We start from the raw sequence: 15,945 nt of genomic DNA on the forward strand, positions 1-15,945 counted from the left end.
ATTCAAGTTTCCGCAAGGTAACAAAACAGGGAGCATTTCCGAACGAGAACGCATTGCTAAAACTGCTGTATCTGCGAATAACAGAGCTATATAAGAAATGGGAAGGAGGTCATGTACATAGCTGGGCACTGGTGAGAAACCAGTTGGATGTAGATCCGAAAATCCAGCCAAGAATTCGAAAATATGAAAGAGTCTAAGAATCTAACAACCACCATCATATACGGATGGTCTGATTGTGGTACCCTAAAATGGGCCGCCCCCGTTGACGGGGAGAAAGCAAGGCTGAACTCATGAAAATACCGGTGCATGAACACCGGTATTATAAAAAATCAAAATTTACACATTTTACTTGACAAACCCCTTAACGATAAAAAGCCGATTATAATTAAACGTCCAGGGGGCACCTTTGATACAGCGCAATCATGGTGTTGCCCCCACCTATGATTGCAGCTGTGGATAAGATTACTACTATTCGCTTTGATAATAACAGGCGTCTTCAAGTATCATTAATATTATTCTTTACACGGCTTGTTAGCTTTCCAGGCCTCAATCAGTTTTACAGCCTCCGCTTTAGGATCATCGGCTTCGGATATGGCGGATACGACAAAGAATCCGCCCACTCCTGTTCGGGCGAGTTCCGGAATATCGCAAAGCGTTACCCCGCCGCCTATCACAACCGGCACAGGACTAAGCCTGGCAAGCTTCGAAATATCGGAAAAGCTTCTCGTAATCACTTTCCCATCGGGCCCAAGACCGCAATCCGGTTTTGTCTGCGTTTCGTGCAGCGGACCTGCCCCGAAATAGTCGATTTGGCCGACATCGGTCGTTTTGATGTAATCAAATAATTCATGGGTTCTGGCCGACAGCCCGATGATAGAATCCTCACCCAAATATTCCCGGCAGACTTCCACAGGGATATCCGACTGGCCGACGTGTATCCCGTCAACCTTGATCCCCTGTTTTCTGGCTGCTAAAACAACATCCAGACGGTCATCCACAAGAAGAGTCACTTGATCTGACCTGCCAAATTTGGCAAGTATAGCAGCTGCCTCTCGGGTCAGCTCAATCATTTCGCTGGCTGAAGCCGTCTTGGAACGAATCTGCAAGCAGGTAAACCCGGCTTCGACCACGTCTGTGATAATCTGACCGACAGGTCTTCCCTTTGTATTCTCCGGCCCTACTACAAAATAGGCCGATATATCTAACTTTTTTCTGTTTCTCATTTTTGTTCCCCCAATATGTCGTTGACTTTGTTAACTTTTGTATTGATGGTGTTCGTAAACCCGGGGCGTATATCAGCTTTTAGAACAACCTCGGTGCGAATCCCCTTATTAGCAAGTACGAATGTTGCATCTTTTACAACTTTCATCACGGCATCCCATTCACCCTCAATTTCCGTAAACATTGCTGTTGTGCGGTTCGGGAGCCCAGACTCACGAATAACTTTCACAACTTCTGCAACCTCAGATACAAGTTCCTCGCCCACACCAAAGGGCGCAATTGCAATTGCAACTAATACGTTCATACTTTAAACCTCCTCGACATCAAATGGGTTGCCGGCTATATCAGCCGCAGTGGCTTTATATAATTCATTGAGAAACTCAAGTTGAAAGCCTGCCGGCCCATCTGTTTTGCTTTCAGCACGTTTTCCCGCCAAATTATATACAGCAGTGCCGGTGACTGCTGCAATAAACGGCGAAGTCACAGCTGCGTACACCCCCACTACTCCGCCCAAAGAACAGCCCGCCCCGGTGATTTTCTCCATAAAATGAGATCCTCCATGAGAAAAGACCACTGCAAAACCATCCGTAATTAAATCCGTTTTGCCTGAGACGGCAACAGCCCCGCCCGTCCACCGGGCCAGCGCGACCGCTGCATTCTTTGCAGCGATAACAGAATCTGTAGAATCAACACCACGAACATTGGATGCCTTTGTCCCGCCATCCAATCCCCATAAACCAGCTAATGCGATGATTTCCGACGCATTGCCGCGGATTACACTCGGCTTATACGCTTTAAATTGTCTGAGCAGCTCGGTTCTGAGTGAACCGATACCAACGGCTACCGGATCCAGAACCCATGGCTTCCCGTTTTCATACAGAGTTTTAGCCGTCAAAGGCAACGTCTGCCCGTAAATCGGCGTAAGTGTACCGACATTGATATATGTAGCCCCACCAGCTTTCGCCAGAAATTCACCTTCATCGGGCAGATAGACCATGGCGGCGGACCCGCCCACGGCAAGCTGCGCATTGGCCACAAAATTGATGGTCACACTGTTGGTAATTGACCCCGCCATGGGATTAGTCTTTTTCACCTCGTCAACTGCCTGGATGATTTGTTTTTGAATATCCGCTTTCGTTCTCATTTTTTGTAATTCCTTTCTAACTAAATTTCCTTTTTAACTTCGGTTATTTTTAAACATGTTTACTTCTGAACCTTATTCATCAAAAATGGATACAATCTCCCCATCAAGAATACGGTTCATATTCTTAACGGCGCAGAAGTTACCGCACATACTGCAGGTGTCTTCTTTTTGCGGCTGTGAAGATTCTCTGTAGGTTTTGGCCTTTTGGGGATCGATTGCAAGCTCAAACATTCTGTTCCAGTCCAGCTTGTGGCGCGCCTTGCTCATTTCATTGTCCCAGTCTGCTGCGCCGGGCAGTCCCTTGGCAATATCGGCGGCATGGGCAGCAATCCGCACCGCAATGATTCCCTCCTTTACATCGTTTACATCGGGCAGACGCAAATGCTCAGCAGGAGTCACGTAGCACAAAAACGCCGCGCCGTGCTGAGCGGCGATTGCCCCGCCGATTGCTGAGGTGATATGGTCGTAGCCAGGGGCAATGTCGGTAACAATCGGACCAAGAACATAAAATGGGGCTCCGTAGCATAATGTTTTCTGAATCTCCATATTCGCCGCAATCTGGTTCATAGGCATATGTCCCGGCCCTTCAATCATAACCTGAACATCCTTTGCCCACGCTCTTTTAGTAAGCTCCCCGAGTGTAATTAGTTCCTCAATCTGTGCGGCGTCAGTGCCGTCGGCAAGACATCCCGGGCGGCAGGCATCCCCAAGACTCAGAGTAACGTCGTGCTCACGGCAGATTTTGAGAACATCGTCGAAGTGCTCGTAGAAGGGGTTTTCCTTTCCCGTCATTTCCATCCACGCATAGATAATAGAACCGCCGCGGGAAACGATATTCATCATCCGTTTGTTACGCTTGAACTTTTCGGCGGTTTCTTTGTTGATTCCACAATGAATGGTCATAAAATCAACGCCGTCCTCGGCATGCATCCTGACAATATCAAGCCATTCCTCGGTTGTGATTTGCATGAGGGGCTTATGGTAATACACCACCGCGTCATAAATCGGAACCGTTCCGATCATGGCGGGGCAGCTTTTTGTGAGCATTCTGCGGAACTTTCTCGTATCCCCGAATGAGCTCAAATCCATAATTGCCTCAGCTCCCATATCAATCGCACTGTTTACTTTTTCAAGCTCCATTTCCAGGCTTTCCATATCTCTGGATGTTCCGAGATTGACATTGATTTTTGTTTTCAACGCCGCACCCACGCCGTTGGGAGATATGGATTTGTGCCGTTTATTGCACGGAATAATCACCTTTCCCTCCCCCATCAGCTTTACAAGCGCTTGCTCGGAAATTTGTTCCTTTTCGGCCACCACCTTCATTTCCTCGGTAACATAGTTGTTTCTGGCTGCTTCCATTTGTGTTGCAAATTTCATACTTTCCTTCTTTCCCAGAGGAGCGCAAAAGCGGAGAGTTACCGAAATAGGCAGCTCTCCGCATTAAGCAATTTTCTATGCTCCCTACGGCGGCATTACCCGCATCAGGTAAAGGGTCGAAGCACTACAGCTTCCTCTCAGCCTGCTTTTGCAAGCTCCCCTGAATATTTAGTTTATTTACACGCAGATCATAACCCGCAGGAACAACCTGCCGGCCTAATCTGTTATGTATCTTTTCATAATGACTTTTAGATAAAAAAACAGGAGACACCTGATTTGGTGTCTCCGAAAAAAATCACTCTTTGACTTCCTACGGCGGCATTATCCGCATCAGGTTAAAGGGTCGAAGTTCGATGACTTCCTCTCAGCCTGCTTCACAAGCTCCCCTGTTATTTAATAAGTTATAGCACATATAAAAGGAAATGTCAATTCGCTTTCACTTAACTCCGTACTTACCATGTTTTAAGCTTTATTTTCATATCCTCTAAATATGCTTCTACCTCCTCTGGATTTTCTCTGGAAAGCGGTATACCGGGAATGACGGTCCGTTTCTTGATTTCTTTCCCGCGGATGGTATTTATAATGCTCTGCATTGCGACTTTTCCCATAGTATCCGGGTCCTGACCGGTTACAAACTGGAGGATATTATCATCTGCCAGCAGCATTTTGGCAATCTGTTCCCCGGAGTCAGTTCCGAACACAACAATCTTTCCCGCATTTCCGGTGTTCTTAACCGCCAGGGTTGCACTGATCGTACCGCCCTCGTTTGCCGCCCAGATAATATCAATCTCCGGGTTTGCGGAAATCATCTCCGTGGCAGTTGACACACCGCTGGATACCATCCACGCATCCATATCTGCCACTACTTCTACCCTGGGCATTTCTTTTATGGCGCTTAAAAAACCTTTAGTTCTTCTGGCACTCATATCAGCGAGCTGGCTTTTAAACTGCAGGATACCGATTCTGGCCTTACCGCCGAGCTTCTTTTCAATATAGGCCCTACAGGCTTCTCCCGTAATTTTCCCCAGGCCCTCCTGGTCCATCTCGATATAACCCGATTGGAAATCATCCTCCATAGACATATGTACCGAATATATTTTTACGCCTTCCTCGTACGCCTTTTTCAAAGCTGGCATTGATGCCTCCACGCTTACCGGAGATATACAGAGACCATCCACCCTCTTTTCCACATAGGATTCTATTGCATCTACTTCCCTGGCCAACTGACTTCCGCTGTTTGTCATCATCACTTCTGCTCCCTGCCGGTCTGCTTCCCGCTTCATGGCAAGCTGCAAAAGCCTCTGAAATTGATCATCCTGAAGCGCTATGACTCCTATTGTTAATCTATCTCCCTGGCTTTGACTAACCGTATGCGGATTTGAATCTCTATACGCAGATACTGCAAGTATCATCAAGCACACGATGACTGCGCTGATTTCAGCAAACTTCCGTTTCATAACGCATCTCCTCTTATGTGTTCTTAGGTGATTTTATTTGTTTTTCCTTCTTACGTCAATATATACTGCCAATAAAATAATTGCCCCCTGAGCAATCAGCTGATAATACGCCGGTACTTTCATCAGGTTCATTCCATTTGATAAAGTACCTATAATAATCGCTCCAATCAGCACACCCCCAATTTTACCTTCACCGCCGGACATGCTCACTCCGCCTAATACAGTTGCAGAAATTGCATCCAGTTCGCCTCCCTGAGATACTGTAGGCTGACCGGAATACAATCGGGAGGCAGTGATAATTCCTGCAATTGAAGCCATCAGCGCTACCAATATGTATACAATCCAGATGATATTTTTGGTATTAATTCCTGAAAATTTTGCTGCTTCACGGTTCCCGCCGATTGCATATACCGCGCGGCCAAATTTACTTTTGGATAATGTCAGACTCATAATCGCCAGCATAATAAACATGATAATAACCGGAATAGGAATTCCTGCAATATATCCATTTCCCAGTATGCCAAAGCTGTCCGGAGTCCGGACCGGCCGGCCTTGTGAGTAGATATAGGAAAATCCCCTCGCCATTGTCATCATTGCCAGAGTTACAATGAATGGTGGAATCTGTGTTCTGGAAATTACAAACCCGGAGAATGCGCCGCACAACGTACCGGCAGCAACTCCGCATAAGATAGCCACGGCATAAGGCATTCCCGATTGAATCAAGCCGGCGCACAGGGTACCTGACAGCGCTACCACCGAACCTACCGAGAGGTCGATTCCCGCTGTAATAATTGCAAATGCCATCCCAAACGCAATAATTGCATTGGGTGCAATTTGGCGGAGAATGGTAATCAGATTATCTTTCTGCAGAAACTTTCCTGGTGCCACAAACGAAATAATAATAATCATGATAACAAGGCCGATTAATATCCCTGCATTATCTATCAAATATCCCATTCCAGGGACTTTCCTTAATTGTTCATTTTTCAGCCATCTTTCTTCCCTGGTCTGTTTATTTGTTTTTGCCATTTCTATCCCTCCAATGCATATTTGATAATCTTATCCTGTGTGATGTCATCCTGCTCCAGAATGCCTGCCTGTTTCATCTCCCGCATCACTACAACCCTGTGGCTTAAATTTACCACTTCAGGAAGTTCCGAAGATACCAGGATGATACCCACACCGTTTTGTGCCAGTTCGGTAATCAACTGATAAATTTCCTGTTTTGCACCAACATCAATTCCTCTGGTTGGTTCATCAAGTATCAGCACCTTGGGCTCGGTTGCCAGCCATTTTGCCAGCACCACCTTTTGCTGGTTTCCTCCGCTCAAATTGATTACCCGCTGTTTATAGGAAGGTGTCTTAATCCGCAGTCTCTTTCCATAATCCTCTATCAGTTTGTCATGTACTTTCCTGTTTAACTTAATTCCATGAATTATATGCTTTAATATGGCCAGCGTGATATTGTACTCTATGTCCTGAATAAGTACCAGCCCTTCATCCTTTCTGCTCTCGGGGGCCAACACAATCCCGGCGTCAATTGCATCCCTGGGAGTCTTAATTATAACTTCTTTTCCCTCCAAGAATACTCTCCCGTCTGCAATTGCATCTATGCCAAACAACATTCTCATGATTTCTGTGCGTCCGCTGCCCACCAGGCCATAAAATCCGAGTATTTCTTTCTCTCTCACTTCAAAATTTATTCCACTCAGCCTGTCACCCCGTGACAGGTTTTCTACACGCAGCAACTCTTTACCTATATTAAAATTCTTAGGCGGAAAAATACTTTTGAACTCCCGCCCAACCATCATACTCATCAGCCGTTCATTATCCACCTCCAAAACAGGTACTGTTGCAACATACTGTCCGTCTCTGATTACGGTAATCGTATCACACATCTGGAAGATTTCTTCCAATCGATGGGATATGTATATGATAGAGATGTTTTGTTTCTTTAGCCCCTTTATAAAATCAAATAATTTCTTTACCTCTTTTTCTGCCAATGAAGAGGTTGGTTCATCCATAACGATAATCCTGGCATTTAAGGACAGTGCTTTCGCGATTTCCACCATCTGCTGCTGGGCAGTAGTCAGCTCCGACACTTTCATGGTCGGCAGTATGCCTTCCATTCCAAATCTCTCCATAATCTCCCTGGCTTTCCGAATCATTTCGCGGTCATTGACCAGGCCAATTTTGTTCGCTTCCATTCTGCCCAAGAAGATATTCTCAGCCACAGTCATGTTAGCTGCCAGGCACAGCTCCTGATGAATTACACTGATCTTATATTTTTTTGCATCCTGTACCCCTCTGATATCCACTTTCTGACCGTTGATAAAGATTTCCCCCTGATCAGGTGAATGAATGCCGGCAAGAATTTTAATCAATGTGGATTTACCGGCACCATTCTCCCCTAATAAGGCATGTGTTTCGCCCTCCCGTAATTCTAAGGAAATGTCATCTAAGGCCACAACACCTGGAAATTCTTTGCGAATATGTTCCATTTTTAAGATAATGTTTTCTTTCATCCGCCTCTCCTCTTCCCGTCTGTCTTTAGAAAAGCTCCTCGCTGAAAGCAACTAAACTCGAAAGTACCTGGCTAAGTTGCTTTCGGTCAAGGAGCTTCTTTCTAAAGTTCATATCTTGAACGTCAGCCGTTCAAGAAGTATGCTTTGTTAGAATTGTTTTCCGTCATAGTCTGCTGCATTGTCCGCATTGATTTCTTCTACTGGAATAACATAAAGGGAATCGTGCTTTTCTCCCGCAAATATCGCTTTCGCCACTTCTACGGCCTTGGCACCAATCTGATCCGGAAATTGTGCTGCGGTACAGAGCAGATCACCTGCCTTAATCATGTCAATGGCATCCTGGGAACCATCAATTGCTACTACTTTGATATCTTTATTATTTGCTCCTTTGAGAGCGGCAATTGCTCCTGATGCAGTGGGGTCGTTAATGGCAAAAACTCCTGCCAGATCCGGGTCGCCCTGCAAGGAAGTCTCTGTCTGGGTCTGAGCCTCAGTTACATTGCCATTCGCATCCTGGCGGAATACCACTTTTACATCCGGATAGTCTTCCATAATCTCTTCCAGGCCGGCAGTTCTTTCCTGAACACATGCCACAGTTGAATGGTCCAGAATGGCGATTTTTCCTTTGCCGCCGATGGCTTCCATCAGGGCTTTTCCTGCAATACGTCCTGCATCGGTGTTGTCAGATACAATCGTACATGCCACCAGATCTTCATCTGTTACTCTTGTATCTATTGCAATTACCGGAATACCTGCCTTGTCAGCAGCTTCCAGTGCAGGCTTGATACCATCTGAATCAATGGAATCCACCATAATAACATCCACACCTGAACTGACCATATCGCAAATCTGGTCTACCTGTGTGGCAGCGTCAAGTGCCGGGTCGGGAGCGATTACTTCATCATCCGGCCCAATGTTGGCTTTGATTCCTTCTACCTCAGCCACGAAGAATGAATTGTTCATGGTCATAACTGACACCCCATATGTCTTCCCCTTAGAACTGTCATCCTTTTTGGCAGAACCTCCTGAAGTTTCCTCTTTTCCGGAGGAGCACCCCAGTGTCATTGCTGCAACCATAGCTGCACATACCATAATGCTGAGTAATTTTCTTTTCATACTTTTATCTCCTTTTCGTTTATGATAATATTACTATATTACAATATATCCTTTTTCTAAATCATGGATTTTTGTATTTTGTTTGCTGTTTTTGTTTCTTGAAAAGGAGTCTTGTTATGAAGCTCGGACAATTTCGAACGAAGATATTTTTTATAGCTATTATCTGCCTTATCGTGCCCGTAATTATCACCAGTATCTTTCTTTTTTATCAGGAGCAGTCCATTCTCAAAAAGGAAAGTAAACTTTTGCTGCAGGAATCCCTTAAATCTTCTTCCACCAATATTGACACAAATCTCTCGGCAATAAAATCAATCTCCCTTTCATTACAATATACCTTGAACAGAACTCTGTCCTCGTATGATGTCCCCAGTGATGCCCAGGAGCGGCGCCTCTATTATCTAAATCTTCTGGATAAAATGGACACCAGCGCAAAACTCCTTCAGTTTACCTATTCCACTCCAAACTTTGAAAACTATTATCTGTATTTGGACGAGCCGGATGACTTGTTAGTATCCCGGATTTCCTATTTTGAAGACTTGGAGGGGGTTCATTTTAACTTTCTAAATCACCCCAACTATACATTCAAGATATCAGAACCTTATGATTTAGCATTGAATAATATTGTGGGAAGTACAATGGAACGCAGAAGTATTACATATTCCGTACCGATTATGAACTCGGCCGGTTCCAACAAGAACTCCCTCATTGCCTGTCTGCCCGAGAGTTATTTATGTGAACAACTGCAAAATTCACTTAAGTCCACAAAGTCTGACGGCGTGATTATGGATTCCAGCGGCATCATCATATCCTCATTATCCAAGGAACTGTTAGGCACCAATAATGCTTTTTACCGGGGCATTTATAATCGGATTATTAAAGACCGCAACATCACTTACCTGGAAATGACTTATAACGATGTAAAATATTGCATAAACCTTTACCGTTCAGATGTTACAAGCTGGTACTATATTTCTTCCATCGAGGAAGAAACACTGGTTTCCTCTGTCAATATCCTGAAGAAGTCTGTATATACGATTGTAGGCATACTGGCATTAATGGCAATTCTGGTCACCATTATTATTGTCAGATACATATCTAAACCGCTGAATACACTCCAGTCTGCAATGCACTTTGTAAAAAACCGTGATTTTCATTTTCAGATTGAAGAAAAGCGTACAGATGAATTCAGCGATGTATACAAGGGTTTTAACACCATGGTAAATGAAATTGACAACCTGGTGAACAATCTGACAAATGAAAAGATTCTGCGGCGCGATGCTAAAATCATGCTGCTGCAGTCCCAAATCAACCCTCACATGCTGTACAACACGCTGGAGACAATTTATAGTATGGCCAAAATAGAAGGTGCTGAGGAGATTGCAACTTTAGTAATGGCCCTCTCTCATTTCTTTCGGATCAGTTTAAGTGACGGCAAGCAGCAGGTGCCGCTAAGCGAGGCAGTAGAACTTGCCCAGCAATACCTCACAATTCAAAACACCCGGTTCTACCACCGCATTCATGCTGTTTTTGACATTCCTCAGGCACTAATGACAAACAGTGTTCCTAAATTTCTGCTGCAGCCGGTTGTGGAGAATTCCATCAAACACGGCTTTAAAGATCAGTCCGGAGACTGCCGCATTACTACTGCCGCCTTTCAAAGGGAGGGGCTTTTATACATTACAGTATTAGATAACGGCTGCGGTATCACGCCTGATGATCTGAAGGCTGTCCGGAATAAGATTGAAGACTTTAATTTTGAGGAAAACAGTTATAAAAGCTATGCTCTGCGAAACATCAACTACCAGATCAAACTCAGATATGGAAAGCAGTATGGAGTAAAGATTGACAGTCTGGACGGGGAATACACCAAAGTAACCCTGACCCTCCCGGCTGTTGCAGATGAAAGGAGTTCATAATGTACAAATTATTGATTGCAGATGATGAATATTGGGTCCGCAAACGGCTTCTGACCACCATTCCCTGGGATAATTACGGAATCAGTACGGTAAAAGTGGCCCAGAACGGACAGGAAGCTCTGAATCTGGCGCTTGAATTGGAGCCGGATATTATGATAACCGACATCAACATGCCTATACTGACGGGCTTAGAACTGATGCAGGCCCTGAACGAAAGCGGACTTTTTCCCAAAACTATCCTAATCAGCGGATACAATGAATTTAAGTACGCCCAAAAGGCTGTAAAACTTGGTGCAAAGGATTATATACTAAAACCAGTAGATGAAACCAGCCTTATTCAAAAAATCCAGGAGTGTGTTGCCGAGGTGGAGCATGAGCAAATACAAAAGAATCTTTTCTCTTATATAGAAAAAACAATGCCTAAACTACAGACCCAGCTTATGTATGCCTTGCTTCACAACCGTCTGACTTCACCGGAAGACTTTATCCAGGAACTGACATCCTGCGGAATTCAGCTTCCATATACGTCAGGCATTTGTTTTGCCGCCCGGTTCTCAGCACCCTCTGCGACAGCCGAGTACACTACCTGTGAAACTCTGGTAATGCAGACTGCCCGGCAGATAATGGAACGCTCTTTTGACTGCTTCTACCTTCTGCCTACACCACCATTTCTGACAGGCATCCTCTTTTGTCCCGAAAATGCTGATGGGGTGAATCAGGCTCTCTATTATGCATGTGAGGAAATTATGGAACAGACTCTTGCTGCCGGCAAATGTGAAATTTCTATAGGAGTGGGAAGTTTTGCCTCAGGACTTGACCAATTTTCACACTCCTACAATCAGGCTCTTCAAGCCGCAGGTAAATGCGAACAACTGGGGTGGAATGATATTTACACAATCTCCGAATCCGGCAATAAAATCCATCCCCTGATTCAGCAGGCGGAACACTACATACGGAAACATTATTCTCAAAAAATTACACTCTCTAATATATCATCCTATTTTTACATGAATCCTTCTTATTTTAGTAAGCTGTTCAAACAGGAAACAGGTCAAACCTTTACACAATATCTGGCAAATGTACGTATCACTGAAGCAAAAAAGCTATTAAAGAATCCTTCTTTTAAAGTCTATGATGTAGCCTTTGCAGTGGGATATCAGAACGAGCAGTATTTTTCCACACTATTTAAAGAAATCTGTGGAATTTCACCCACACAATTTAAAAATTCATTGTGTGGATAAAGAAGTACGCTTCAACTGTAAGTAAGATTGTGCTGAATTGTAAAACTATTCTGAAAACGAAGAGCAAGGGGGACAGTCCCTTTTGAAAAGGGACTGTCCCCCTTGCTCCTCGTTTCCTCTGCTCTTCCGAATTTCGTATTGACAAAAATGATACTATGTTATAACATAGGAACAAATAATAAAAGGTTAATTTTGCAGAAAAGGAGAGAAGAAAATGAGCACATTGGAAAAGTTATTTTCATTAGAAGGCAAAACTGTTGTTGTTACAGGCGGAGCCCAGGGGATTGGGAAAGTGGTTGCAACAAAAATGGCTGAGGTTGGGGCAGATATTGTAATTTTCGACTTGCAGGAAGAAAAGGCAAAGGAAGCTGCAAAGGAAATTCACGAGTCTACAGGAAAGAGGACAGCAGCATATGGCCTTGATGTCACAAACCCGGCTCAGGTAAAAGAGATGATTGCCAAAGCGGACGAAGACATGCAGGGGCTTGATTTGTTGTTTAATAATGCTGGTATTGTTATTCAGAAATCGGCATATGATGTGACTCCTGAAGAATGGACAAAGGTTATTAATGTAAATCTGAACGGTGAATATTATGTTGCGGCAGAGTTTGCGAGATATCTGAAGGGAAAAGGGAAAAAAGGAGCGATCTGCAATACAGCATCTATGTCCGGCCATATTGTAAACTGGCCTCAGGAGCAAGCTTCTTATAATGCTTCTAAAGCAGGTGTGATTCAAATGACCAAGTCACTTGCAGTGGAATATTGTAAAGACGGGATACGTGTAAACTGTATTAGTCCAGGATATATGTATACTGATTTGACATGCCACGTGAATCCGGAATGGCAGGAAAGATGGATGGATATGACTCCTTACGGAAGATATGGACAGCCGGAAGAATTATGCGGAGCAGTGATTTATCTTTTATCTGATTCCGCATCCTTTACATCAGGAACAGATCTTGTAATTGATGGCTGCTTTACAGCGGTATAAATATTTGATTTTTGAACATAGTTGGTTAAGAAAGAATCTTGCTTGCAAGATTCTCCGCCTGGGTTAGGTTGCCATAGCAACACCTTCTTTACCAACCCAGTGCAATCCCCCGGAGGGTTTTTATGTAATAGGAAACTGCAGTTTCCTATTACATAAAAAGCCTTACTGATTTTCAGAAGTGAAATTCAGTAAGGCTCTTTTTATATTTTGTCTGAACTTTAGTTATTTCTTATCTCATTATTATAGAAAATCAAGTCTTCTATTAAAGCAATAGTCTCTAGCTCCTCCCAGTATTGCTGCACAAACGCATTTGATTTCTAACCGCCTCTGCAAGTGCAGGAGAAACTTGCTCCAAATGCCATAAGACGATGCGCTGGGTATTATGCTGGGCTTCCACAAGTCCCGATGCAATATTACTTGCAAGATTCTTTTTCTCTACCGCAGAAAAAGATTCATACCTCTGGGTCGCTTGTGTATAATCATCAGGATTCGGGATTCCGGCACGCATAATTTCACCGGAGACACATCTGCCGTTTCCACTGGACACCATACATGAAGGGGACCAGTTTGGCTGTTTGTTGACGGGAATATTACGAAAATCCGGGCCAAGTCTATGCCGCTGTGCATCTGGATAAATAAAGGTACGTCCCTGCAGTACCTTGTCATCTGAAAATTCAATGCCAGGAACTAAATTTGCAGGATTAAAGGCCAATTTGTCTACCTGTTCAGCATAATTTTCCGGATTACGGGTTAAAACCATCCGTCCAACGGGTAAGAGCGGATATTGGGTTTCATCCCATAATTTGGTAGGATCTAAAGGATCAAAAGGAAGTGTCTTTGCATCTTCAGGATTCATCAGCTGCACACGCAACTCATATTCTACCGCCCTCCCTTTTGCTATACTGTCATACAGGTCACGTCCGGCAATATCAGGGTCTTTGCATGCAAGCCGCTCTGCCTCCTCCTGGTCAATGTGTCTTGCCCCTGCTACAGGGAACCAGTGGTATTTCACATAGCGGCGGACACCCTGTGCATTCCTCCAGACATAGGCATTCACACTATATCCCTTGATATGGCGGAGGCTCTTTACCGTTCCCAAATCCGAATAAAGCCACATCAGCATATTCGTTGCCTCCGGATACTTGGCAAACAGGCTCCAAAGCCTCTCCGGGTCATTCAGATTATTCACTGGTGAGGGCGACATACGGCTGATTATATCCGGTATATTAATGGCATCCCGTATGAAAAAGACAGGGAGATGATTGCAGAGCAAATCAAAAAATCCTTCATCGGTACAAAATCTGGTACTGAATCCCCGCACATTTCTCAAAGTGTCCGGTGTTCCCAGATTGCTTGAGGCCAAAGAAAAACGTACCGATACCGGAACCTGTTGATTGGGGGTTTGCAAAAATCCGGCTTTTGTATATTGCCTCATTGAGTGGGTAGTGCGGAAATATCCGAAAGCACCGTACCCTTTTGTATGGAGACGCCTTGGCAAAGTAGTAGAGAATACAAAATCTTCTAAAGTTTCATGCAGAACGGTATCCTGCACAAGGACAGGGCCCTGAACCCCCACAGTCTGGGAATGGGATATATCTGAATTCCTTGTTTTTTCGCGCATTACATTTGAGCGGGGTGCCGGGGCATTCATTTGTTTATTGTTTTTATAAGCACCTTGAACAGGTGCTCGGGATTGATTGCAATTATTCTGTTCGTTTTGTCTGCCTGCCGTACTCCGGGTATTTTCTTTTGCTGATTGAGACCATTCGTTATTGTTGTACATTTATAATCCCTCCAAGAGCGTTAAAACTCAAAATAATATAATAGAGTGTATTCTTCACTTTTATAAATTATGTTTATTGAACTACTGGAGTTCAATAAGTGTAACTTCTTACCGTAACGTATTTATATATTGACAACACATGAATGAAGCATTACAATGTTACTATGTAATAACATAATATCTATAGACAAATTACAATAACAATTTATGAAAGGATGGTTTTTACAAATGTCAAATGTATATGAGAAAGCCACTGCTCCGACTTTATACTTCATTGGAGTAACAACAGGGCAGTCCTCTATTATGAAGGTCTTTCCAAAGTGGGCGGAGGCACTTGGTTTAAAGGATGCCGTCATCAAAGGAATTGACTTTGCCCCCCATTCTTCTGCTGAGGAGTACCGTGAAGCAGTTACATTTATTAAGAATGATCCGCTTTCCATGGGAGCACTTGTCACTACGCACAAAATTGATTTATTCAACACCTGTAAGGATTTATTTGAATATGTGGACCCGTATGCTGAAAAGCTGGGAGAGGTTTCCTCCATTTCAAAAAAAGACGGTAAACTGTGTGCACACGCAAAAGACCCAATTTCCAGCGGACTCGCACTGGAAAACTTTGTACCTGAAAACTATTGGACAGATTACGACGGTGATGTACTGCTTCTTGGAGCAGGCGGAAGTACACTTGCAATGTCCGTGTATTTTGCCCAGGAGAAATTTGGTGATAATGTTCCTAAGAAAATCATCATTGCAAACAGAAGTGTTCCCCGCCTGGAGTCTGCAAAAGAAATCCTGGATGGCATTCATCCTGACATTAAATTTGAGTATATACACAACCCTTCACCGGAAGATAACGATAAGACACTGGCTTCTTTAAAGCCTCATTCTCTCATTGTAAATGCCACCGGACTGGGAAAAGACGGCCCGGGGTCCCCTCTTACGAACGACTGTATTTTCCCAAAAGACAGTCTTGTATGGGAAATCAATTACCGCGGAGACTTATTATTTAAACATCAGGCAGAGGCTCAGGCAGCAGAGAAAAACCTTCACGTGGAAGATGGCTGGATTTATTTCATTCACGGCTGGACACAAGTCATTTCCGAAGTCTTCCATATTGATATTCAGGATGACTTACTAAATAAATTGAGCGACATCGCTAAATCATAAGGAG

13 protein-coding genes, 1 pseudogene and 2 riboswitches are annotated in these 15,945 nt (G+C 44.0%); of the genes and pseudogenes, 5 read left to right on the forward strand and 9 right to left on the reverse strand.

Annotated features, from left to right (window positions below):
• Positions 1-197 (forward strand): annotated as a pseudogene (locus A8805_RS15675) (IS256 family transposase); the annotation flags it as partial.
• Positions 198-512: 315 nt separating this feature from the next.
• On the opposite strand, the gene A8805_RS15680 reads toward A8805_RS15675, so the two are convergent.
• From A8805_RS15680 to A8805_RS15715, 8 genes are all read right to left on the reverse strand, one after another.
• Positions 513-1,223, reverse strand: a complete 711-nt coding sequence (locus A8805_RS15680) for a thiamine phosphate synthase (protein ID WP_109712851.1) — start codon at positions 1,221-1,223, stop codon at positions 513-515.
• Complete coding sequence (locus A8805_RS15685) at positions 1,220-1,525, reverse strand: thiamine-binding protein (protein WP_109712853.1); 306 nt, start codon at positions 1,523-1,525, stop codon at positions 1,220-1,222. The genes A8805_RS15680 and A8805_RS15685 overlap by 4 nt, the downstream gene beginning before the upstream one ends.
• Positions 1,526-1,528: 3 nt before the next feature.
• The gene (gene thiM / locus A8805_RS15690; protein WP_109712855.1) at positions 1,529-2,365 is read right to left on the reverse strand and encodes a hydroxyethylthiazole kinase; all 837 of its coding nucleotides are present in this window, start codon (positions 2,363-2,365) and stop codon (positions 1,529-1,531) included.
• Between the two features lie 72 nt (positions 2,366-2,437).
• Positions 2,438-3,745: a phosphomethylpyrimidine synthase ThiC gene (gene thiC, locus A8805_RS15695; RefSeq protein WP_109712857.1), complete on the reverse strand. Its 1,308-nt coding sequence runs from the start codon at positions 3,743-3,745 to the stop codon at positions 2,438-2,440.
• A 64-nt stretch (positions 3,746-3,809) separates the two neighbouring features.
• Positions 3,810-3,917, reverse strand: a riboswitch (TPP riboswitch).
• A gap of 118 nt (positions 3,918-4,035) precedes the next feature.
• Positions 4,036-4,143: riboswitch (TPP riboswitch) on the reverse strand.
• A 54-nt stretch (positions 4,144-4,197) separates the two neighbouring features.
• Positions 4,198-5,202: a substrate-binding domain-containing protein gene (locus A8805_RS15700; protein ID WP_109712859.1), complete on the reverse strand. Its 1,005-nt coding sequence runs from the start codon at positions 5,200-5,202 to the stop codon at positions 4,198-4,200.
• Between the two features lie 33 nt (positions 5,203-5,235).
• Positions 5,236-6,231, reverse strand: coding sequence for an ABC transporter permease (locus A8805_RS15705; protein WP_109712861.1), 996 nt, complete (start codon positions 6,229-6,231; stop codon positions 5,236-5,238).
• Between the two features lie 2 nt (positions 6,232-6,233).
• Positions 6,234-7,727: a sugar ABC transporter ATP-binding protein gene (locus tag A8805_RS15710; RefSeq protein ID WP_109712864.1), complete on the reverse strand. Its 1,494-nt coding sequence runs from the start codon at positions 7,725-7,727 to the stop codon at positions 6,234-6,236.
• A 147-nt stretch (positions 7,728-7,874) separates the two neighbouring features.
• Positions 7,875-8,843: a substrate-binding domain-containing protein gene (locus A8805_RS15715; protein ID WP_109712866.1), complete on the reverse strand. Its 969-nt coding sequence runs from the start codon at positions 8,841-8,843 to the stop codon at positions 7,875-7,877.
• 116 nt (positions 8,844-8,959) lie between these two features.
• Between A8805_RS15715 and A8805_RS15720 the strand changes: the two genes are divergently transcribed.
• The 3 genes from A8805_RS15720 to A8805_RS15730 all read left to right on the forward strand — a co-directional run bounded on the left by A8805_RS15720 (position 8,960) and on the right by A8805_RS15730 (position 12,991).
• Entirely contained in the window at positions 8,960-10,759 is a 1,800-nt protein-coding gene (locus A8805_RS15720; protein ID WP_109712868.1) for a sensor histidine kinase, read from the forward strand.
• Positions 10,759-12,000, forward strand: a complete 1,242-nt coding sequence (locus A8805_RS15725) for a response regulator (RefSeq protein ID WP_109712870.1) — start codon at positions 10,759-10,761, stop codon at positions 11,998-12,000. The genes A8805_RS15720 and A8805_RS15725 overlap by 1 nt, the downstream gene beginning before the upstream one ends.
• Before the next feature lie 214 nt (positions 12,001-12,214).
• Positions 12,215-12,991 carry a glucose 1-dehydrogenase gene (locus tag A8805_RS15730; protein WP_109712872.1) on the forward strand — a complete coding sequence of 259 codons (777 nt, stop codon included), beginning with the start codon at positions 12,215-12,217 and terminating at the stop codon, positions 12,989-12,991.
• Between the two features lie 277 nt (positions 12,992-13,268).
• Here A8805_RS15730 and A8805_RS15735 read toward each other — a convergent pair whose 3' ends face one another.
• On the reverse strand, positions 13,269-14,774 hold the full coding sequence (locus tag A8805_RS15735; RefSeq protein ID WP_242992433.1) for a catalase: 1,506 nt from the start codon (positions 14,772-14,774) through the stop codon (positions 13,269-13,271).
• 228 nt (positions 14,775-15,002) lie between these two features.
• Between A8805_RS15735 and A8805_RS15740 the strand changes: the two genes are divergently transcribed.
• Entirely contained in the window at positions 15,003-15,941 is a 939-nt protein-coding gene (locus A8805_RS15740) for a shikimate dehydrogenase family protein (RefSeq protein WP_109712874.1), read from the forward strand.
• The last annotated feature ends 4 nt before the right edge of the window (positions 15,942-15,945 follow it).

Source organism: Faecalicatena contorta, from assembly GCF_003149105.1.
Classification (GTDB): domain Bacteria; phylum Bacillota; class Clostridia; order Lachnospirales; family Lachnospiraceae; genus Muricomes; species Muricomes contortus_C.

Excerpts from the sequence above, each read along its gene's own strand:
- A8805_RS15680 (WP_109712851.1), bottom strand. The coding sequence starts at position 1,223 with ATGAGAAACAGAAAAAAGTTAGATATATCGGCCTATTTTGTAGTAGGG.
- A8805_RS15685 (WP_109712853.1), bottom strand. The coding sequence starts at position 1,525 with ATGAACGTATTAGTTGCAATTGCAATTGCGCCCTTTGGTGTGGGCGAG.
- thiM (WP_109712855.1), bottom strand. The coding sequence starts at position 2,365 with ATGAGAACGAAAGCGGATATTCAAAAACAAATCATCCAGGCAGTTGAC.
- thiC (WP_109712857.1), bottom strand. The coding sequence starts at position 3,745 with ATGAAATTTGCAACACAAATGGAAGCAGCCAGAAACAACTATGTTACC.
- A8805_RS15700 (WP_109712859.1), bottom strand. The coding sequence starts at position 5,202 with ATGAAACGGAAGTTTGCTGAAATCAGCGCAGTCATCGTGTGCTTGATG.
- A8805_RS15705 (WP_109712861.1), bottom strand. The coding sequence starts at position 6,231 with ATGGCAAAAACAAATAAACAGACCAGGGAAGAAAGATGGCTGAAAAAT.
- A8805_RS15710 (WP_109712864.1), bottom strand. The coding sequence starts at position 7,727 with ATGAAAGAAAACATTATCTTAAAAATGGAACATATTCGCAAAGAATTT.
- A8805_RS15715 (WP_109712866.1), bottom strand. The coding sequence starts at position 8,843 with ATGAAAAGAAAATTACTCAGCATTATGGTATGTGCAGCTATGGTTGCA.
- A8805_RS15720 (WP_109712868.1), top strand. The coding sequence starts at position 8,960 with ATGAAGCTCGGACAATTTCGAACGAAGATATTTTTTATAGCTATTATC.
- A8805_RS15725 (WP_109712870.1), top strand. The coding sequence starts at position 10,759 with ATGTACAAATTATTGATTGCAGATGATGAATATTGGGTCCGCAAACGG.
- A8805_RS15730 (WP_109712872.1), top strand. The coding sequence starts at position 12,215 with ATGAGCACATTGGAAAAGTTATTTTCATTAGAAGGCAAAACTGTTGTT.
- A8805_RS15735 (WP_242992433.1), bottom strand. The coding sequence starts at position 14,774 with ATGTACAACAATAACGAATGGTCTCAATCAGCAAAAGAAAATACCCGG.
- A8805_RS15740 (WP_109712874.1), top strand. The coding sequence starts at position 15,003 with ATGTCAAATGTATATGAGAAAGCCACTGCTCCGACTTTATACTTCATT.